Genomic DNA, 17,425 nt, shown 5'->3' with positions numbered 1-17,425 from the left:
ACGTGCGGCCCGCGCATCGGCGCGGTTTTCCTCTACATCATTCCAGGAAGAGTTCGACGACGGGCACCAGGACGTCGGGGCGTCGCACCGGCAGCTCCAGCGTGAGCGTGCCCGGCGCCTGGCCGCCCATCCGGGTGTTCTGGGCCTCCTGGTCCGGGTCGGTGCTGACGAACCTGATCTCCGAGGCGTCGTTCAGCAACTGCGCGTAGCGCACCTGGCCCGCCAGCCCCGGCAGGTGCACGTGGCGCAGCGGCCAGCTGAACAAGTGGAGGTAGAGCCGGTCGCCGCGGCGGGTGTAGCGGCAGTCGGCCGGGGCGGGATACTCCGCCGGGCCGCACCCGCGGATGGAGCGCTCGTGCAGCTCCATCCAGCCGCCGATCCCGGCCAGCAACGCGGTGGCGCGCGGGTCGATGCGCCCGCGCCCGTCAGGACCGACGTTGAGCAGCAGGTTGCCGCCCTTGGACACCCCGTCGACCAGCATCTTCACCAGCAGGTCGGCGCTCTTGTAGTCGAGGTTGTCGCGGTCGTAGCCCCAGCTGCCGTTCAGCGTCTGGCAGGCCTCCCAGGGGCGTGGCATGGGCGCGGAGGGCTGGTACTGCTCAGGGGTGACGAAGTCGCCGGGAATCCCGAGGCGGTCGTTGACGAGGATGTCAGGTTGCAGCTCGCGCACCATCGCCAGCAGTTCCTTCGAGCCCCAGTCCTCGGGGCCCTTTCCGCCCCACCATTCGCTCCGGCCGGCGTAGGAGAAGTCGAAGAAGAGATAGTCGATCGTTCCATAACGGGTCAGGAGTTCCCTGACCTGGCCGTGCAGGTATTGCCGATACACCGAGACATCGCGTTCGGGAAGGGGACGTTCATCGCGCAGCGGATGGGTTCCGTCCACGGGGAACTGCGGGTGGTGCCAGTCGATCAGCGAATGGTAGAAACCCACCTTCAACCCTTCGGCGCGGCACGCCGCCACGAACGGTTCGACCAGGTCACGGGAGGCCTTGTAGTCCGTCAGGTCGCTGTCCCACAGGCAGAATCCGTCGTGGTGCTTGGTGGTCAGCACGGCGTAACGCATGCCCGCCGCCCTGGCGGTCCGCGCCCACGCGGTGGGGTCGTACAGGTCCGGCGAGAAATGGTCGACGTAGGGTTGGTATTGCGCGTCGGTCAGTTTCTCGCGCGTCTTCACCCATTCGTGCCGGGCCGCCAGCGAGTACGGCCCCCAATGCACGAACATTCCAAAACGATCATTGACCAACCAGTTCATGAAAAATCATCCCTTGAGGGCGCCCGACGACAATCCATGGACGAACGAGCGCTGGAAGAACAGGAACACGATCACCGACGGCAGCAGCGCCAGCAACGAGGCCGCCATCACCACACCGGGCGTGACGACCGGGTCGATCCGCAGCGTGCGCAGCGCCAGCGGCAGCGTGTAGGTCGAAGCGTCGGCGGCCACCAGCATCGGCAGCAGGTACTGGTCCCAGATCATGGTGAACCCGAACACCCCGATGACGCCCAGCGCCGGACGGCACATCGGCAGGATGATCCGGGCGAAGATCCGCAGCTCCCCCGCCCCGTCGATCCGCGCCGCCTCCTCCAACTCGCGCGGCACGTCCCGCATGAACTCCGTCATGACCAGGATGGAGAACGCCCACGCGCCCACCGGCACGATGATCCCGGCCAGCGTGCCGATCAGGTTGATGTGCAGCACCGGCAGGTCCGACAGGATCAGCGACAGCGGGATCGCCAGGATCTCCTCCGGCAGCATGAGCGTGGCCAGGATCGCCACGAACACGACCGTCATGAACCTGAAGCGCTTGCGGGCCAGCGCGTAGGAGGCCAGCGTCGAGACGACCACCTGCAGCAGCAGCCCGAAACCGACCACGAAGAAGGAGTTCAGCAGGTACTTCAGCACCCCGTGGTCGACGGCGACCCCGAAGTTGTCCAGCGTCGGGCGCGAGGGCACGACACTGAGCTGCGTCGGATCGGAGACGTGGTTGAACGCGCTGACGAGCAGCGCCAGCAGCGGCCCGGCGAACACCACCAGGACCAGCGCGTAGACGACGAGTTTGAGCAGCCGCGCCTGCGGCGTCCTGCTCTCCTTGAGCCCGAGTGCGGTCTCGCTGGCCGCGCTCATTCCCTCTCCCTCCGCCTGAGGACGGACACGACGACGGTCAGCAGCAGCGTGGCCAGGAACAGCAGCACCGCCCCCGCGGAGGCCACGCCCAGCCGGTTCTGCTCCAGGCCCAGCTTGGTGATCAGGGTCATGACGACCTCGGTCGAACCGTTCGGCCCGCCGTTGGTCAGCAGGTAGACCTCGGTGAAGACGCGCAGGCCGCGGATCGCTGCCAGGATGAAGAGGATCGAGAACACCGAGCGCAGCCCCGGCAGCGTCACGTGCAGCAGCCGCCGCCACCGCGACGCGCCGTCGACGATCGCGGCCTCGTACAGGTCCCTGTTCACCCCCGCCAGCCCGGCCAGGAAGATCATCATGTCGTACGGCGCGCCCCGCCAGATCCCGGTGGCGATGACCGACGCCATCGAGGTGTGCGGGTCGTTGATGAACCCGGACGGCCCGAGCCCGACCAGGCCGAGCAGCGAGTTCAGCATGCCGTCGCCGGTCGGGTGGTACATGATCCGCCACAGCTCGGCGATGACCGCCATCGGCACCACGACCGGCAGGAACGCCGCCGACCTGATGAAGCTCAGCCTGCGACTGCGCCCCTCCATCAGCAGCGCGAGCACCAGCCCGAGCAGCATCGAGCCCGCCGTCTGGAACACCGCGAGCAGCACGGTGTGCCAGGCGGCCTGCTGGAAGCCGTCGGAGGTGACGACCTTGACGTAGTTGTCCTGGCCCACCCACTGGTTGCCGAGGAAGGGCTGCACGTTCTGGAAGGACATCACCAGGGCGTTGCCCATCGGGATGAACTTGAAGTACAGGAACAGGACGAGCGCGGGGGCCAGGAACAGCCACGGAACCCACCAGCGCCCGCTCCGGCCGCTCACGCGCTCCCGCGTGGCCGGAGCGGCCGGAGCGGCCGGTTCGACCTTCACCGCCGTCATGACGCGGCGACGCCCTGCTCGGCCAGGATCCCGGCGAGCTTGGTGTCCAGCTTCTGCAGCTCACCCTTCAGGTCCAGGCCGCAGTCGGCGACCAGGGCGTTGACGGTGTCGGCGGTGGCCTGCCGTACGGGGGTCCAGTTGGGGATCGACGGCGGGTAGTGGCCCGAGCTCTGGTAGACGTCGGCGTAGGTCTTCCACCTGGGGTCGGGGCGGACCTGGCTGATGTCGACGGTCTTGTTGACGGGCAGTTGCACGATGTAGGCGGTGTCGCCCTCCATGCCGATCTTCTGGCCCTCGGCGGAGATGGCGTAGGAGGCGAAGGCGTCCTGGCCCGCGTTGTTGGGCGAGCCCGCCATCAGGTAGATCGCGCCGCCCTCGGCGAGCACGTCGGCGTTCTTGGCGCCCTGGGGCATGGGCACGACCTCGTACTTGTCCTTGCCGAGCGACTTGTCGTAGCGGGGCATCAGGTAGGGGCCGACGACGTACATGCCGGTCTTGCCCGACTCGAACGTCTCGTTCGTCGGCGGGGTGTCCATGGTGACGGCGCCCGGCTGGATGACCTTGTCCTTGCACGCCAGGTCGCGGAACCACTGCGTGGCCGCGATCGACTCGGGGGTGGACATGGCGGGCTTGAACCTGCCGCCGCCCGCGTCGGCGACGAAGTCACCGCCGCCCGCCCACAGGAAGTTGGAGAAGTACCAGGAGGCGTAGCCGCGTTTGGTCGACAGCGGCGCGGCCAGCCCGGAGGTGTCGTTCCGGCCGTTGCCGTCAGGGTCCTTCTCGGTGAACGCCTTGGCCAGGGCCGCCAGATCCGCCCAGCTCCGCGGCGGCTCGAGCCCCAGTTTCTCCCGCCAGTCCTTGCGGATCAGCAGCGCCGTGGCCTGCGCGGAGTACGGCACGCCGTACTGCTTGCCGTCCACGCCCTTGCCGGAGGCGAGCGCGCGCTCGGACAGGTCCTTGGCCCCGGCGAGCTTGGTGAGGTCGATCTCCCTGAGCAACCCCTGGCCCTGCATCGTTCCCAGCTGGGCGACGTCGTTCATGACGATGTCGGGCAGGTCCTTCTGGGCGGCCCGCTGCTGCATCTTCGTCTCGAAGTCGTCGAAGATCGCGGTCACCTTGACCTTGTAGCCGGTCGCCTTCTCGAACGCGGCGGCCAGCTTGAGCGTGCCCTGCTCGCCGGGCCCGCCCGGCGAGGTCCTGGTCCAGAGCTCGAGCGTAGCCTTGGCGTCCTGCTCGACGTTGGTTCCGGCTGCGCCTGACGAACATGCTGTGAGCACCACCAGGCACGCCAGCATTGTGGAGACGGTTCGCATACGTGGACGGCTCCCTCTACTTGGCAAGCGATTCCCGGAAGGTAGCGGTGGTCACGTTCCCCGGTCAATGCTCCGATGACTAAACCGTCACCGATAAAGCTGTTCCGTCATACGACACCATGTCTCCCCAGACATCCGACGAAACGAGGAAGAGATGATCAAAGCGCTGCTGGTGATGGAGGAGCTCAGGCGGGCCGACGTCTACCCCGCGCACGTCCTGGAAAGGCTGGCTGACCTGGTCGAATGGCAGGCTCCCGCGATGACGCGCGAGCAGCTGGCCGCCGATCCCCGCGTGCTGTCGGAGGTCGAGATCCTGCTGTCCGGCTGGGGCGCGCCGGTGCTCGACGCCGGGCTGCTCGGTCACGCTCCGCGCCTGCGCGCGGTGCTGGTGGCGGCGGGCTCGGTGCGCCCGCTGACCACGCCGGACTTCTGGGCGCGGGGCATCCCGATCGTCTCGGCCGCCTCGGCCAACGCGATACCGGTGGCGGAGTTCACGCTGGCCCAGATCCTGCTGGCGCTCAAGCAGTTCCACCGGATCTCCCGCGAGATCAAGGAGCTGGGCCGCTACCCGGACGAGGTACGCGTGGCCGGGGCCTACCGGTCGCGGGTGGGGCTGCTCGGCCTGGGCGAGATCGGCCGCCTGGTCGCCTCCCACCTGCGCGCCTTCGACCTGGAGGTGGTCGCCCACGACCCGTACGCCCCCGCCGGGCTGGGCATCCCGCTCCTCCCGCTGGCCGAGCTGTTCGAGACCTGCGAGGTCGTCAGCGTGCACACCCCGCTGCTGCCGGAGACCACGGGCCTGGTCGACGGCCCGCTGGTGGCGCGGCTGCGCGCGGGCGCGACGCTGATCAACACCGCCCGCGGCGCCGTCCTCGACGAGCCGTCCGTGGTCGAGGTCCTGCGCGGGCGGCCCGACCTCACCGCGGTCCTCGACGTCACCTGGCCCGAGCCGCCGGAGCCGGGATCCCCGCTGTACGGCCTGCCCAACGCGGTCCTGACCCCGCACCTGGCCGGGGCGATGGGCGCCGAACGGGGCAGGATGGGCGAGCTGGTGCTGGCCGAGGTCGCCCGCCTGGCCGCGGGCGAACCGCTGCGGCACGCGGTGAACCCGGCGTTGGCGAGCCTGCGGGCGTGACGGCGATGGACCCGGCACTCAGGGAGCACCTGCGGCGGCTCGACCTCGACCTGCTCATGGCCGGGCACGCCGATCCCGTCCCCGCCGGCTGGGGGCGGAAGGCGCGGACCGACGGCTACAACCGGATCTACCTCATCCTCGACGGGGTGGGGTCGATCACCCTGGACGGCGTGGAGTACCTGCCGCGGCCCGGCCAGCTCTACTTCCTGCCTGCCGGGTCCGCGCTGGCCTTCTCCAGCTCGAAGGAGCGCCCGTTGCGCAAGTACTGGGCGAACTTCACCGCCACCGTGGCCGGGCGCGAGCTGGCCTCGCTGGTCGCGCTCCCCCGGGTGGTGGAGGTGGAGGATCCGCGGGCCGTACGGGAGATGTTCACCAGGCTGCTGGCGGCGGGCAGGGGCGCGACGCAGGTGACGGGGCCGCTGCGGCAGCGGGCGGTGCTCATGGAGCTGACGGCCTACCTGGTGGACCACGCGCCGCTGGGCTCGTTGCGGCCGCTCAGCCAGAGGCCGGGGCGGATCCTGGAGTACATCGACGCGCACCTGGCCGAGGTGCTGACGGTCGGGCGGCTGGCGGAGGTCTTCCACTACAACCCGACCTACTTCATCACCTACTTCGCCCAGCTCTTCGGGGTCTCCCCCAACCAGTACATCCGGCAGCTGCGGGTCGAACGGGTCAAGCAGGCGCTGATCCACACCGAGCAGAAGATCGAGGAGATCGCCGGGACGGTGGGCTGGGAGGCCGCCTACCTGTCACGGGTCTTCCGCCAGGTGACCTCGCTGACGCCCACGCAGTACCGGGCCTTGCACCGGGCCTCCTGAGGATCGTCCTAGGAGTGCCCGAGTTTTGCCCATGCCCAAGGGAATACGCTTTCCCTACGTTGCCGGTATGAACCGATTGGCAGCCCTTGTCGCGGCGGCGTTCCTGCTGCCCGCCGCGCCCGCCCTCGCCTCGGCGGGCGGGGAACGGCTTGTCTCGAACCAGGCCGAGCTGAACGCGGCGATCGGGACGGCAGACACCATCGTCATGGCCGACGGCACCTGGCAGGACACCGTCATCGACCTGCGCGCCCCAGGACCCCTCACGCTCAGGGCGCAGACGCCCGGCAAGGTGCTGCTCACCGGCAGGTCGGCGCTGTCGCTCAACAGCCCCGACCTGACCGTGAGCGGCCTGACCTTCACCTCCGGCCAGGCGCCCGCCGGCGCGGCCTCGGTCATCTCCTTCAACAGCGACCGCGGCAGGGTCACCGACACCGCCGTGGTCGACTTCAACCCCGCCGACCCGGCCACGCCGTACTACTGGGTCTACTTCAAGGGCGGGCACAACCAGTTCGACCACAGCCTGCTCAAGGGCAAGGCCCACCAGGAGCCGGTGGTCGGCAACGACCGGGGCCCGGCGGCCGTCTACAACCGGGTCGACCACACCCGCTTCGCCGACGTCCCCAACCTCGGCCGCAACGGCATGGAGGCGCTGCGCATCTGGGGCTACGGCCAGTGGGCGGAGGAGGGCGCCGAGGAGGGCGCGTACTTCACCATCGACAACAACCTCTTCGAGCACGTCAACGGCGACGACGAGATCATCTCGCTGAAGTCGAACCACAACACGGTCCGCAACAACACCATCAGGCAGTCCAGCGGCGGCCTGGTGCTGCGCTACGGCAACTACAACACGGTGGAGAGCAACGCCATCATCGGCGACCGCTACCCGGCCAGCGAGGGCATCCGCGTCAGCGGCGACCACCACGTGGTGCGCGGCAACTACGTGCAGGGCGTCTCCGGCTACGGGCTCAAGGTCACCAGCGGTGAGCACCTGTTCGACGAGAACCACAAGCTCGACTACCTGACGCCGGACTTCGTCCCGCAGCCGAACCCGCTCACGCCCCACGGCTACCTGTTCCACTACGGGCAGGTGACCGACAGCGCGTTCACCGGCAACGTGTTCACCGACAACGCCAAGAACGACATCCACATCGGCTGGTTCTACAAGAACCACTGGCCCGGCTACCAGATGGTGCTGCTGCCCGAGGGCAACACCTTCACCGGCAACCTCAGCTACAAGCCCAAGGGCGGCGTGGCCGTGACCACCTCGGTACAGGACACGGCGGGCCCGCTGGCGAAGTTCTCCTTCCAGCCGAACACCTTCCGTGGGAACGTCGTCTACGGCGGGACGCTCGACGTCAACCCGCCCAACAGCACCAAGGGCATCGTGGTCGTCCCCTCCCGCGACCGGACCCCGCCCGCCCCGCCGCGGACGGAGGAGACCGGGCCGTCCTGGCAGGCCGGCTAGGACCACTCGACACAGCCCGGGTGACCCCGCCGGAGGCCGTATCGGCAGCCAGCGAATGTTTTAAACGCTTGTTTGCGGCATTGGTAGGATCGCCCGCGTGGGAGTGCCTGAGGATTTGCTGGCCGCGGCCAAGCAGTGCCTGTCCGAGCGCGGATATGCCCGTACAACGGTCCGAGACATCGTCGCCGTGTCCGGCAGCAACCTCGCTGCGATCAACTATCACTTCCGCTCCAAGGACGCCCTTCTCACCCAGGCGATGATCGAGGCGACCGGGGAAGCGGTCGCGGAGGTCCTCAAGGCGTTCCCGGACGACTCCAAGGAGTGGTTCGAAGCGTTCTGGGCGGAACTGATCGAATCCTTCCGAGTCAATCCGATGGTGTGGCGAGCCAACGTCGAGACGCTGGCGCAGGCACCTCATCTTCCCGAAGTACGAGCCCGCCTGACTGAAGGGCAGGCGCTGGCCCGGCGCGAGCTGGGCCGGCGCCTGCCACGCCAGGACGAGGCGGGTGCGCAGGTGCTGTTGACGCTGCTCATCGGTCTGCTGGTGCGCTGGCAGATCGATCCGGACAACGCCCCGACGGCTCACGACCTGGCCGCCGGTCTCCGGTCGGTGGCCGAAGCAGCCGCCGGCTAACCCGTCACGTGCCGTCCGGAGTGGTCCGGGCGAGGTTGCGGCCGGCTTGCACGCCGGACGGAACGCAACATGATGGGCGCGAGCAGCGCCATCAGGCACAGACCCGTGGCTGCGGCGATCATGGCGTAGTGCTGGCCTTGAGCGAAGGCCCCGCGGGCCGCGCCGGCCAGAGCGGTCCCAACCGGTTCCGGCAGGTGCCGCGCCGACTCCAGGGCGCCGCCGAGGGTGTCCAGCGCCGATGCGGGAGCGCCGGCGTCGCTGAGGTGCGCCCGGTAGACGGCGGTGCCGATGCTGCCGAGCAGGGAGATGCCGAGTGCACCGCCGAACTCGGTGGCCACCTGCGACAGCCCGGCGACCGAGCCCGCCCGCTCCGGCGGGGCGGTGGCGATGATCAGGTCGGAGGAGATGGTCAGGACGAGGGTGACGCCGCCGGCCATCAGCATGATCCCCGTGATCAGCAGGCCGGTCTGCCCGGTCACGTCCAGCCTGGACAGCAGCGCGAACCCGCCGGCGCCGACGAGCAGCCCGGCGCACACCACCAGCCCGGGACGGATCTTGCGGACCAGGACGGGGGCCAGCCCCGCGGCGAGCATCGCCATGCCCGCCGAGGGCAGCGCGTACAGGCCGGCGACAAGCGGCCTGGCGCCCATGACCATCTGCAGGTACTGGGTGGTGAAGAGGCTGGAGCCGACCATGGCGAAGACGCCGAGGGTGTTGGCGCTGAGGGCGGCGGTGAAGGCGCGGCTGCCGAACAGGCGCACGTCCAGCATCGGATCGGTCATCGAGCGCTGGCGGCCTACGAAGGCGACTCCCAGCGCCAGGCCGGTGACGATGGCCAGCGCCGGCGGCCAGCCGAAGCCCTCCTGGGCGATGTGCTGGATCCCGTAGATCATGGGCAGGATCGCGCCCAGCGACAGGACCACGCTGGGCAGGTCGAACCGGCTCGGGTGCGGGTCACGCGATTCGGGGAGCAGCAGTGGCGCCAGGATCAGCAGCAGCGCCATCACCGGCAGGTTGACCAGGAACACCGAACCCCACCAGAAGTGTTCCAGCAGCGCGCCGCCCATCAGCGGACCCAGCATGGCGCCGCCGGCGAACGCTCCGGTCCAGATGGAGATGGCGATCCGGCGCTGGCCGTCGTCGTGGAACATGTTGCGGATCAGCGAGAGCGTCGAGGGCATCAGCGTGGCACCGCCCACCCCGAGCAAGGCTCGGGTGATGATGAGCAGGTCCGCGCTGGGAGAGAAGGCGGCGACCGCGGAGGCGACGCCGAACGCTGCCGCCCCGGCCATCAGCAGCCGTCGCCGTCCGACCCGGTCACCCAGCGTGCCCATGGGCAGCAGCAGTCCGGCCAGCATGAACGGGTAGATGTCGATGATCCACAGCAGCTGGGAACCGCTCGGCGCCAGGCTGGCGCTGATGAAGGGCAGCGCGTACGACAGCACATGCAGGTCGACGGAGATCAGAAGGACGGGCAGGACCAGGACGGCCAGCCCGATCCACTGCTTGCGTCCGGCTTTCATCGGCGGCCTTTCTCGCGGAGGGAGGCACCGGCGTGGTGCAGGTGGCGGAGGGCCTCTCCGTGCGAGGCCACAAAACTGACTTCGTGGTACGGCAAGCCGAGCCGGCGGCAGTAGGCCCGCACGATGGGTTGCGCCAGGCGCAAATTCGGGGTGGGCATGTTGGGGAACAAGTGGTGTTCGATCTGGTAGTTGAGCCCGCCCATGGCGATGTCGATGAAGCGGCCGCCCCGCACGTTCCGGGTGGTGAGCACCTGTTTGCGCAGGAAGTCCAGGCCGGCTTCCCCGGTCAGCGTCGGCATGCCCTTGTGACCGGGGGCGAAGACGCAGCCCATGTAGAGGCCGAACAACCCCTGGTGCACGGCGAAGAAGGCCAGAGCCTTGCCCGGTGACAGAACCCAGGCGAGCGCGCCCAGGTAGAGGGCGAAGTGGGCGAGCAGCAGCGCGCCTTCCATGACGCGGTGTTTCATCCAGGGCTGCCGCAGCGCGCGGACGCCGCCCAGGTGCAGGTTGAGCCCTTCCAGCAGGAGCAGCGGGTAGAACAGCAGCGCCTGCCGGCCGCCGATGAGCCGGGCCGGCCCGCGGCTGGCGCGTGCCTGCTCCTGTGACCACACCAGGACGTCGGGAACGACGTCCGGATCGAGCTCCTCGTGGTTGGGGTTGGCGTGGTGGCGGGTGTGCTTGTTCATCCACCAGCCGTAGCTGAGGCCGATCCCGAGATTGCCGCCGAGGCGCCCGAGGGTCTCGCTCGGCCCTCGGGTGAGAAAGATCTGCCGGTGCGCCAGGTCGTGCAGCACGAGGGCGACCTGGGCGAAGACGATCGCGAAGCAGGCGGCCAGCGGCACCTGGAGCCAGGAGTCGCCGAGCCAGAAGAACGCCGCCACGCCTGCCAGGTAGAGACCTACCACCGCGCTGAGCCGTACCAGGTAGTAGCGGGGGCGGCGGTCGAGGAGCCCGGCTCGCCTGATGCGTCTGGACAGGCGGCTGAAGTCGCTCGCGGCCGTTGCGGTTGCTTGTGCCATGCCGCCGACCATACACACGTTTGAAACAATTGTGCAAAACATTTGTTTGTGACAGTTGTTTGGATATGGTGACGGCATGGAAGAGCGAGACGAGGGCGCCGAACGCTGCCTGCAGGAACGCGGCTATGCGCACGCCACAGCGCTGCCTCCGCTCACCCTGCGTCAAGCCCTGCTGATCGTCGATGCCGTGAACGGGCTGGACTCCACCGACCGCCTGGCCAGGACGCGACTACTGGCGCGGGAAGTGGCGGCAGTGATCGCACTGGGCGCGCCAGAGATATGGGCGGCCGACGGGCGCGCCCTGCTGCGCATGATCGAAGCATGGACGACATGCCGGCGCCTGGCCGTCATGGATGCCGCCGAGCGATTCTGGGCATGCTCCGAGGGCGGCTATGAGGAGGGGCTGCGGGCGGTAGGGCTGCTGCCCGAGCCGAGAGTTCGATAGCACGTGCCGCCGCTCGGCCATCCACATGTCAGCTGACCGCCGTGCGCGGCCGTACCGGTGCGACGGTCGCCTGACCGGCGCGGCGGAAGCGCCAGAGGCGGCGGCCGAGGGCGACCGCGCCGAGCACGCAGCAGGTGAGGCAGAAGATCGCCGGCAGCGGCAGCAGCCAGACGGTGACGATCCAGTACTGGAAGCTGAACCCTCCCCAGATCAGCGTCGGCAGCACCGCGCCCAGCACGGCGACGAGCACAGCGCCGAGGACGAGCAGGGAGGTGACACGAGGAAAGCGCAGACGCAGGAAATGCACGACGTCGAACCCAGGCAGGGCGTCACCGGCCGACATCACCCCAAGGTGTGAGACGGCACCACCCGGCAGGATGGGATCTCAGTCAGGCAGATCGTTGCGACCCACGAGCCCGTTCTCGTACGCGTGGATCACCGCGTGCACGCGGTCGCGCAGGTCCAGTTTCTGCAGGACGGCCCGGACGTGCGACTTCACCGTGTTCTCGCTCAGCACCAGTTCCGCGCAGATCTCGCCGTTGGACCTGCCGCGGGCGAGCAGGCCGAAGATCTCGACCTCGCGTGGGGTGAGGCCGTCCAGGGCCGCCGTCCTCCGCATCGGCACCTGCCGTACGAGATCGAGGACCGTCGCGGCCACCCCCGGGGCCAGCGCCGACGTCCCGGAGGCCACGTCGCACACGGCCTGGGCCAGGGCGGCGGGCCGGACGTCCTTGGTCAGGTAGCCGCTCGCGCCGGCCCGGATGGCGGCCACCACCAGTTCGTCATCATCGAACGTCGTCAGCATGAGCACCCGGGTCGCCGGCGCGATCCTGACGATCTCCGCCGTGGCGGCGACCCCGTCCATGCGCGGCATGCGGATGTCCATCAGCACCACGTCGAGGCGGTGCCGCCGGACGACCTCGATCGCGTCGCTGCCGTTCGCGACGTCGTGGGTGACCTCGATGCGTTCGTCGGCCGACAGCACCGTACGGAGCGAGGCCCGCAGCAACTCCTGGTCGTCGACGAGCATGACCTGGATCCCGGTCAAGCCCCCTCCTTCGTGGGGAGCCGCACCCGCAGCACCCACCCGTCGTCCCCGTCGTCGATCGACAGGGTGCCGCCTGCGGTACGCACACGTTCCTCGATCCCTATCAAGCCGGTCCCCTGACTGCCGGCGTCGCGAAGCGCCCTGCCGCCGTCGTCGCGCACCTCCACCACCACCTCGGCCGGGGTCCAGCGCAGGCGAACGGTCACCTCGACCGGTGGTTCGAGGTGGCGCAGCGCGTTGGTGATGCCTTCCTGCACGGTCCGGACCGCCGCGACCTCGGCACTCAGGCTCAGCGGCCGTCGCTCACCCACCTCCGCGAACGTCACCACATGGAGCGGGCTCGCCGCCGAGGCCACGAGGTCTGGGAGGGCGTCGAGCGAGATCGGGACCTCTCTGGGCCGGGAGTCGGCGCGCGGCGCCACGGTGGCCGGGCGCAAGGTGGCCAGCATCGCTCGCAGGCCTTGGTGGGCGTCCCGGCCGGCCTCGGCGATGTCGCCGAGTTCGCGGCGGGTCGCCGGATCCGCCGTCGTCACCGCCGCGGCCTCGATCCGCGCGACCATGACGGTGACCGTGTGGGCGATCACGTCGTGCAGGTCGCGGCGGATGCTGGCCCTTTCGTCCGCGACCGCTGCGGCCAGTCGTTCGCTCTCGGCTCGTCGGCCGGCCTCGTGCCTGCGGCGTACCAGCAGGGCCGCAAGCCACACACCGCCGACCACGAGCATCAGCAGCCCGCCCTCGACCAGGCGGGTCCACCCAGGGGTGTCAGGGGGCAGCCGGGTCCACGCCACCAGTTGGGTGAGGACGATCCCGAGCGCGGCGACGGCCAGCGCGACCACCGAGGACCTGACCGAGAGCAGGCTGGTCAGCCGCCACAACGTGAGGGGGAAGCACACAGCCGAGGGCAGCATGGTCAGTGACCAGCCCGGGAAGGGCGTCATCACCAGGACGAGCATTGCCAGCGCGCCGATCGCGTACCCCACCCACGGCCGTCGACGGGCCACCACCGCTCCCGCATGGAGGAGGACGGCAGCGCCCGCCGCGGCGAAGACCTGCCACAGGTCCGCGCCGAAGTGCCAGGCGCCCGCCAGGATGATCACCGTCAGGAGAGCCAGGACCGCGTGCGCCACCACCGTCACGGCCGGCCATGTGCTCCGGCGCTCGGCGGCTGTCACGGTCGTCGCCTCCCGATGGACTCGTGGTGGGGAGCCGTGCCCGGCTCGACGTGCCACAGGATAGCCAGCAGCGGCAGCCGTCATGGGAGCGGGCCACAGTGACGACCGGCACGCCGGCTTCGGCGTCACAGCCGGCCTGACCACACGACCGGCTCGCCGCCGCCCGCCTTTTCCGTCCGACCCTGGGCGGGGCGGCGGCTGCATCTGACGGCCGGACACCGCTCAGACCGGACACACCCGTTTGCGGTCGTGCGGTCAGGGCAGCGGCCGCTCATACTCCAGCCGGTCTGACATCCCGACACGAAGGGGACGACAGCCATGAGCACACCCACCGACAACGACGTCATCGCCGTCCTCACCCACGACCACCGTGAGGTCGAGCGGATGTTCACCGAACTGGAGCAGCTCGGCACGGCCGACGTCGACCGGCGCCAGACGCTCACCGAGAAGGTCATCATCGAGCTGGTGCGCCACTCGGTCGCCGAGGAGGCCTACCTGTATCCGGCCGTCCGCGATCTTCTGCCCGACGGCGACCAGCTGGCCGACCGGGAGCTGGCCGAGCACGCCCAGGCCGAGGAGACGATGAAGCAGCTGGAGCGGACCGACGCCGACGAGGCCGGGCACGCCGAGCTGCTGGCGCGCCTCATGGCCGAGATCCGCGATCACGTGGCGGAGGAAGAGGGAGAGCTGTTCCCGCGGCTGCGCAGTGCGGCCGATACCGAGCAGCTGGCCGAGCTGGGCCGCAAGGTGGAGGCGATCAAGAAGATGGCCCCGACCAGGCCGCACCCGTCCGCGCCTGACACACCGCCCGGCAACAAGATCATGGGACCGCTCACCGGCCTGATCGACCGGATGCGCGACACGCTCAGCGGCCGCGGCAAAGACTGATCGGCCAGGCAGCCGGGATGGGCTACCAGTCCGACCACGGCGGCACCCCGATCCCCAGACCAATGGCGCCCCTACCCGAGGGCCCCCGGGGAACCCCGCCTGGTGGCGCGCCACATCGTCCGGACGGCTCGCCGTACCGCGCGTGTGATGGCCCCGCCGCGGGTGTCACCAGGTTTTCGTCCCGTTCTGTGGGAACCAAGCATGGTGAAAGGCCTGCAGCTGAGGGGGCGGGAGGCGTGCCGGAGCAGACCATGAACCGGCCCATCGGTGACCCGCGCGTCGGCGCCGTCGTCATCACGTGGAACCGGAAGCAGGAGGCGCTCGCCTCCGTGGGCCGGCTCCTGGCCCTGCCCGAACGTCCGCGTGTGGTGCTGGTCGACAACGGCTCTGGCGACGGTACGGCCGAGGCCGTACGGCAGGTCCATCCCGCCGCGGAAGTGATCGCCTTGCGCGAGAATCTCGGCGCGGTCGGCCGCAACGTCGGCGTCAAGCACCTCGACACCCCTTACGTCGCCTTCTGCGACGACGACACCTGGTGGACCCCCGGCTCCCTGACCAGAGCGGCCGACGTACTGGACGCTTTCCCTCGTCTGGCAGCCGTGACCGCGCGCATCCTGGTGGCGCCCGGCGGACACGCCCGGCGCGAGCCATGACATTCCGATCAAGTACTTCCTGCCGGTGACGGGCCCGGCGAACGTCACCGTCACCACCAGAAGCGGCGGCTCGTACGGGGTGGCCACCGGCAACGCCCGCGGCGCCGCCGCTCCCGGCCCGGTGGACGACGGCGGCTGCCACGCGCCTGACTGGGATGCCGCCAAGCTCTACGACCCCGCCGCGGACGGCACGGCCGAGGCGCTACCGGTCAGGTACAACGGCCGCTACTGGCGGGCCAAGTGGTGGACCAGGGGCGACAGGCCCGGCACCGGGGCCGACGCCGACCACGAACCCTGGAAGGACCTCGGGCCGACGGAGTGAACCCCACGATGGCACGGGTCGCTGTGCGCAGCGACCCCTGCCATCGGTCAGCGAGATCCCCGCGGCCTCCGGTCGGTCAGCGGTTGAGATAGGCGAGGACGGCCAGGACGCGGCGGTTGTCGTCCTCGGACTCCGGCAGCTGGAGCTTGCCGAAGATGCTCGCGATGTGTTTGGTGACCGCGCTGGCGGAGATCGTGAGCTGATGAGCTATCGCCGCGTTGGAGCGCCCCGCGGCGATCAGGCTCAGCACCTCACGTTCGCGGGGGCTCAGTTCGGCCGTACGGCCGCGCGCGTCCCCTCGGGTCAGCAGCTTGGCGACGACCTGCGCGTCCATCGCCGTGCCGCCGTTGGTCACCGATGTGACCGCGTCGATGAACTGTCTGGTGTTGGACACCCTGTCCTTCAGGAGATAGCCGACCGCCCCGGCTCCGTCCGCGAGCAGTTCACGGGCGTAGAGCTGCTCCACGTACTGCGACAGCACCAGCACCGGGAAGCCGGGCCGCTCGCGACGCGCCAGGATCGCGGCCTGCAGGCCCTCGTCGGTGAACGACGGCGGCAGCCGTACGTCGACGACCGCCACGTCGGGCCGCTCCTCGGCCAGCGCCTTGCGCAGGGACGGGCCGTTGTCGACGGCGGCCACGACCGTGAAGCCGTGCTCGGTGAGCATGCGGACCAACGCGTCCCTGATGAGGAACAGATCCTCGGCGACCACTACTCGGACCTGATCGCGCACGGCACCTCCAGACGCACACGAGTGGGCCCGCCGGGCGGGCTGTCCACGGCGATCGTTCCGTCGAAGACAGCCAGCCGGCTTTGGACGCCACGCAGCCCGGTGCCGTTGGCCGGATCGACGCCACCGCCGCCGTCATCGACGACATCGCAGCTGAGCACACCGTGCCGGTAGCGGAGCATGACCCGAACCAACGCCGCACCCGCGTGTTTGCTCGTGTTGGCGAGCAGTTCGTTGACGGCGAAGTAGACGGCCGACTCGACCGGCGGCGGCGGCCGTCCTGGCAGGTCGGACGACACTTCGACATCGAGCAGGCAATCCAGCGCCAGGGCTCGGATCGCGTCGGCGAGGCCCCGGTCGGCCAGGACCGGCGGATGGACGCCCCGCACCAGGTCGCGCAACTCCTCCAATGCCTTCGACGAGGTCTCCCGCGCCGTGACCAGCAGGGCGCGGGCCGCCTCCGGGTCCTGGTCGAACAGCCGCTCGGCGTTGCCGAGCCCCATGCCCAGCGCGACCAGTCGTGCCTGCGCGCCGTCGTGCAGGTCGCGTTCGATCCGGCGCAGTTCCGCGGCCTGCGCGTCGGCACCCTCCGCGCGTGTCTCCACCAGCGTCTCGACCCGCTGCTCCAACTCGGTCGTTCGCGACGGCCCGAGCAGCGCGAGCGTCCATCGGGCGCGCACCCGCAGCACCTTCGGCCCGATGTACAGGCCGAGCGCGATCAACGCGAGCCCGACCGGGATCGCCGCCAGCGCGGCGGCTGTCGAGGTCACATGGATGACGCCATAGGAGTTCGTCCCACCGGCCCGGGCGTTGGCCTGCCACACGAACGGCTGCACCGCCGCGCCGTACAACCCGTAGAGCGGCATGCCGAGCGCCAGCGCGGCCGCCCACGTGCCGATGATCGGGTCGAGGACCGCCCAGAGCACGTCCCGCCACGTCGCACGCTCCTTCAGCAGCGCGACCGCATCCGTTCGGGGACCGTAGGGACGCTCGATGTCCACGCCGACCCGGCCCGCCACCCGCCGGGCCGCGTTCGCGACCGTCCGCAGCAGCGACACCGCCGGCGGGAACACGTACCGGCCGACGCCGACCGCCATCAGTGCCGCGCTGACCACGACCAGGACGGCGGCGCCGACACCGGCGGCTGACAGGCCGATCATCGCCAGCGCGAGCACCGGTGTCTCAAGCCTGGCCCTCATCCCTTGTCTC

The 17,425-nt window shown here is 69.8% G+C and carries 19 protein-coding genes; 8 read left to right on the top strand and 11 right to left on the bottom strand.

What is annotated here, in order from left to right; translation table 11 throughout:
- Window positions 1-37 precede the first annotated feature (37 nt).
- From ACWDLG_RS12760 to ACWDLG_RS12745, 4 genes are read right to left on the bottom strand one after another with little or no spacing between them, the layout of a single operon-like run.
- Window positions 38-1,252, bottom strand: coding sequence for an alpha-L-fucosidase (locus ACWDLG_RS12760; RefSeq protein ID WP_449919113.1), 1,215 nt, complete (start codon window positions 1,250-1,252; stop codon window positions 38-40).
- Between the two features lie 6 nt (window positions 1,253-1,258).
- Entirely contained in the window at window positions 1,259-2,125 is an 867-nt protein-coding gene (locus ACWDLG_RS12755; RefSeq protein ID WP_449919111.1) for a carbohydrate ABC transporter permease, read from the bottom strand.
- Complete coding sequence (locus ACWDLG_RS12750; RefSeq protein WP_449919110.1) at window positions 2,122-3,051, bottom strand: carbohydrate ABC transporter permease; 930 nt, start codon at window positions 3,049-3,051, stop codon at window positions 2,122-2,124. The genes ACWDLG_RS12755 and ACWDLG_RS12750 overlap by 4 nt, the downstream gene beginning before the upstream one ends.
- A complete protein-coding gene (locus ACWDLG_RS12745; RefSeq protein ID WP_449919108.1) occupies window positions 3,048-4,364 on the bottom strand; it encodes an ABC transporter substrate-binding protein in 1,317 nt (438 codons plus the stop codon). Before ACWDLG_RS12745 ends, ACWDLG_RS12750 begins: the two co-directional genes overlap by 4 nt.
- Before the next feature lie 154 nt (window positions 4,365-4,518).
- Between ACWDLG_RS12745 and ACWDLG_RS12740 the strand changes: the two genes are divergently transcribed.
- The 4 genes from ACWDLG_RS12740 (at window position 4,519) to ACWDLG_RS12725 (ending at window position 8,416) form a co-directional block, all read left to right on the top strand.
- Window positions 4,519-5,499: a hydroxyacid dehydrogenase gene (locus ACWDLG_RS12740; protein WP_449919105.1), complete on the top strand. Its 981-nt coding sequence runs from the start codon at window positions 4,519-4,521 to the stop codon at window positions 5,497-5,499.
- 5 nt (window positions 5,500-5,504) lie between these two features.
- Window positions 5,505-6,317 (top strand): AraC family transcriptional regulator, encoded by an 813-nt coding sequence (locus ACWDLG_RS12735; RefSeq protein WP_449919721.1) that lies wholly within the window; start codon window positions 5,505-5,507, stop codon window positions 6,315-6,317.
- 67 nt (window positions 6,318-6,384) lie between these two features.
- On the top strand, window positions 6,385-7,782 hold the full coding sequence (locus ACWDLG_RS12730) for a polysaccharide lyase 6 family protein (RefSeq protein ID WP_449919102.1): 1,398 nt from the start codon (window positions 6,385-6,387) through the stop codon (window positions 7,780-7,782).
- Between the two features lie 97 nt (window positions 7,783-7,879).
- Window positions 7,880-8,416, top strand: a complete 537-nt coding sequence (locus ACWDLG_RS12725) for a TetR/AcrR family transcriptional regulator (RefSeq protein WP_354908272.1) — start codon at window positions 7,880-7,882, stop codon at window positions 8,414-8,416.
- Here the strand turns inward: ACWDLG_RS12725 and ACWDLG_RS12720 are convergent.
- Together ACWDLG_RS12720 and ACWDLG_RS12715 are read right to left on the bottom strand one after the other, a co-directional pair.
- The gene (locus tag ACWDLG_RS12720; protein WP_449919099.1) at window positions 8,413-9,939 is read right to left on the bottom strand and encodes an MFS transporter; all 1,527 of its coding nucleotides are present in this window, start codon (window positions 9,937-9,939) and stop codon (window positions 8,413-8,415) included. The two genes, ACWDLG_RS12725 and ACWDLG_RS12720, sit on opposite strands and share 4 nt — an antisense overlap.
- Window positions 9,936-10,958, bottom strand: a complete 1,023-nt coding sequence (locus tag ACWDLG_RS12715) for a fatty acid desaturase family protein (protein ID WP_449919098.1) — start codon at window positions 10,956-10,958, stop codon at window positions 9,936-9,938. The genes ACWDLG_RS12720 and ACWDLG_RS12715 overlap by 4 nt, the downstream gene beginning before the upstream one ends.
- 76 nt (window positions 10,959-11,034) lie before the next feature.
- Here ACWDLG_RS12715 and ACWDLG_RS12710 point away from each other — a divergent pair, with 76 nt between their 5' ends.
- Window positions 11,035-11,403 (top strand): hypothetical protein, encoded by a 369-nt coding sequence (locus ACWDLG_RS12710; RefSeq protein ID WP_449919096.1) that lies wholly within the window; start codon window positions 11,035-11,037, stop codon window positions 11,401-11,403.
- A gap of 28 nt (window positions 11,404-11,431) precedes the next feature.
- On the opposite strand, the gene ACWDLG_RS12705 is transcribed toward ACWDLG_RS12710, so the two are convergent.
- Genes ACWDLG_RS12705 through ACWDLG_RS12695 form a run of 3 tightly spaced genes read right to left on the bottom strand, consistent with a single transcriptional unit; the run spans window position 11,432 to window position 13,623 of the window.
- Window positions 11,432-11,746 (bottom strand): hypothetical protein, encoded by a 315-nt coding sequence (locus ACWDLG_RS12705; protein ID WP_449919094.1) that lies wholly within the window; start codon window positions 11,744-11,746, stop codon window positions 11,432-11,434.
- A gap of 42 nt (window positions 11,747-11,788) precedes the next feature.
- Complete coding sequence (locus ACWDLG_RS12700; protein ID WP_449919091.1) at window positions 11,789-12,451, bottom strand: response regulator; 663 nt, start codon at window positions 12,449-12,451, stop codon at window positions 11,789-11,791.
- Entirely contained in the window at window positions 12,448-13,623 is a 1,176-nt protein-coding gene (locus ACWDLG_RS12695; RefSeq protein WP_449919090.1) for a sensor histidine kinase, read from the bottom strand. The genes ACWDLG_RS12700 and ACWDLG_RS12695 overlap by 4 nt, the downstream gene beginning before the upstream one ends.
- A 318-nt stretch (window positions 13,624-13,941) precedes the next feature.
- Between ACWDLG_RS12695 and ACWDLG_RS12690 the strand changes: the two genes are divergently transcribed.
- The 3 genes from ACWDLG_RS12690 to ACWDLG_RS12680 all read left to right on the top strand — a co-directional run bounded on the left by ACWDLG_RS12690 (window position 13,942) and on the right by ACWDLG_RS12680 (window position 15,486).
- Window positions 13,942-14,511: a hemerythrin domain-containing protein gene (locus tag ACWDLG_RS12690; RefSeq protein ID WP_449919088.1), complete on the top strand. Its 570-nt coding sequence runs from the start codon at window positions 13,942-13,944 to the stop codon at window positions 14,509-14,511.
- Between the two features lie 251 nt (window positions 14,512-14,762).
- The gene (locus ACWDLG_RS12685; protein WP_449919086.1) at window positions 14,763-15,164 is read left to right on the top strand and encodes a glycosyltransferase family 2 protein; all 402 of its coding nucleotides are present in this window, start codon (window positions 14,763-14,765) and stop codon (window positions 15,162-15,164) included.
- A gap of 25 nt (window positions 15,165-15,189) precedes the next feature.
- A complete protein-coding gene (locus tag ACWDLG_RS12680; RefSeq protein WP_449919084.1) occupies window positions 15,190-15,486 on the top strand; it encodes a hypothetical protein in 297 nt (98 codons plus the stop codon).
- Window positions 15,487-15,562: 76 nt separating this feature from the next.
- On the opposite strand, the gene ACWDLG_RS12675 is transcribed toward ACWDLG_RS12680, so the two are convergent.
- Together ACWDLG_RS12675 and ACWDLG_RS12670 are read right to left on the bottom strand one after the other, a co-directional pair.
- Window positions 15,563-16,153 (bottom strand): LuxR C-terminal-related transcriptional regulator, encoded by a 591-nt coding sequence (locus tag ACWDLG_RS12675; protein WP_449919718.1) that lies wholly within the window; start codon window positions 16,151-16,153, stop codon window positions 15,563-15,565.
- Window positions 16,154-16,197: 44 nt separating this feature from the next.
- Window positions 16,198-17,415, bottom strand: a complete 1,218-nt coding sequence (locus ACWDLG_RS12670; RefSeq protein ID WP_449919082.1) for a sensor histidine kinase — start codon at window positions 17,413-17,415, stop codon at window positions 16,198-16,200.
- Window positions 17,416-17,425 lie beyond the last annotated feature (10 nt).

The sequence above is a fragment of the Nonomuraea sp. NPDC003727 genome (assembly GCF_053586935.1).
Note: the sequence above shows the minus strand (reverse complement) of the source record. Positions and strands in the feature narration are given on the sequence as shown.

What these genes read in the sequence shown, in the direction of transcription:
- ACWDLG_RS12715 (WP_449919098.1), bottom strand. Translation starts at nt 10,958, where the DNA reads ATGGCACAAGCAACCGCAACGGCCGCGAGCGACTTCAGCCGCCTGTCC.
- ACWDLG_RS12670 (WP_449919082.1), bottom strand. Translation starts at nt 17,415, where the DNA reads ATGAGGGCCAGGCTTGAGACACCGGTGCTCGCGCTGGCGATGATCGGC.
- ACWDLG_RS12745 (WP_449919108.1), bottom strand. Translation starts at nt 4,364, where the DNA reads ATGCGAACCGTCTCCACAATGCTGGCGTGCCTGGTGGTGCTCACAGCA.
- ACWDLG_RS12760 (WP_449919113.1), bottom strand. Translation starts at nt 1,252, where the DNA reads ATGAACTGGTTGGTCAATGATCGTTTTGGAATGTTCGTGCATTGGGGG.
- ACWDLG_RS12690 (WP_449919088.1), top strand. Translation starts at nt 13,942, where the DNA reads ATGAGCACACCCACCGACAACGACGTCATCGCCGTCCTCACCCACGAC.
- ACWDLG_RS12735 (WP_449919721.1), top strand. Translation starts at nt 5,505, where the DNA reads ATGGACCCGGCACTCAGGGAGCACCTGCGGCGGCTCGACCTCGACCTG.
- ACWDLG_RS12720 (WP_449919099.1), bottom strand. Translation starts at nt 9,939, where the DNA reads ATGAAAGCCGGACGCAAGCAGTGGATCGGGCTGGCCGTCCTGGTCCTG.
- ACWDLG_RS12730 (WP_449919102.1), top strand. Translation starts at nt 6,385, where the DNA reads ATGAACCGATTGGCAGCCCTTGTCGCGGCGGCGTTCCTGCTGCCCGCC.
- ACWDLG_RS12710 (WP_449919096.1), top strand. Translation starts at nt 11,035, where the DNA reads ATGGAAGAGCGAGACGAGGGCGCCGAACGCTGCCTGCAGGAACGCGGC.
- ACWDLG_RS12675 (WP_449919718.1), bottom strand. Translation starts at nt 16,153, where the DNA reads ATGCTCACCGAGCACGGCTTCACGGTCGTGGCCGCCGTCGACAACGGC.
- ACWDLG_RS12750 (WP_449919110.1), bottom strand. Translation starts at nt 3,051, where the DNA reads ATGACGGCGGTGAAGGTCGAACCGGCCGCTCCGGCCGCTCCGGCCACG.
- ACWDLG_RS12755 (WP_449919111.1), bottom strand. Translation starts at nt 2,125, where the DNA reads ATGAGCGCGGCCAGCGAGACCGCACTCGGGCTCAAGGAGAGCAGGACG.
- ACWDLG_RS12685 (WP_449919086.1), top strand. Translation starts at nt 14,763, where the DNA reads ATGAACCGGCCCATCGGTGACCCGCGCGTCGGCGCCGTCGTCATCACG.
- ACWDLG_RS12740 (WP_449919105.1), top strand. Translation starts at nt 4,519, where the DNA reads ATGATCAAAGCGCTGCTGGTGATGGAGGAGCTCAGGCGGGCCGACGTC.
- ACWDLG_RS12705 (WP_449919094.1), bottom strand. Translation starts at nt 11,746, where the DNA reads ATGTCGGCCGGTGACGCCCTGCCTGGGTTCGACGTCGTGCATTTCCTG.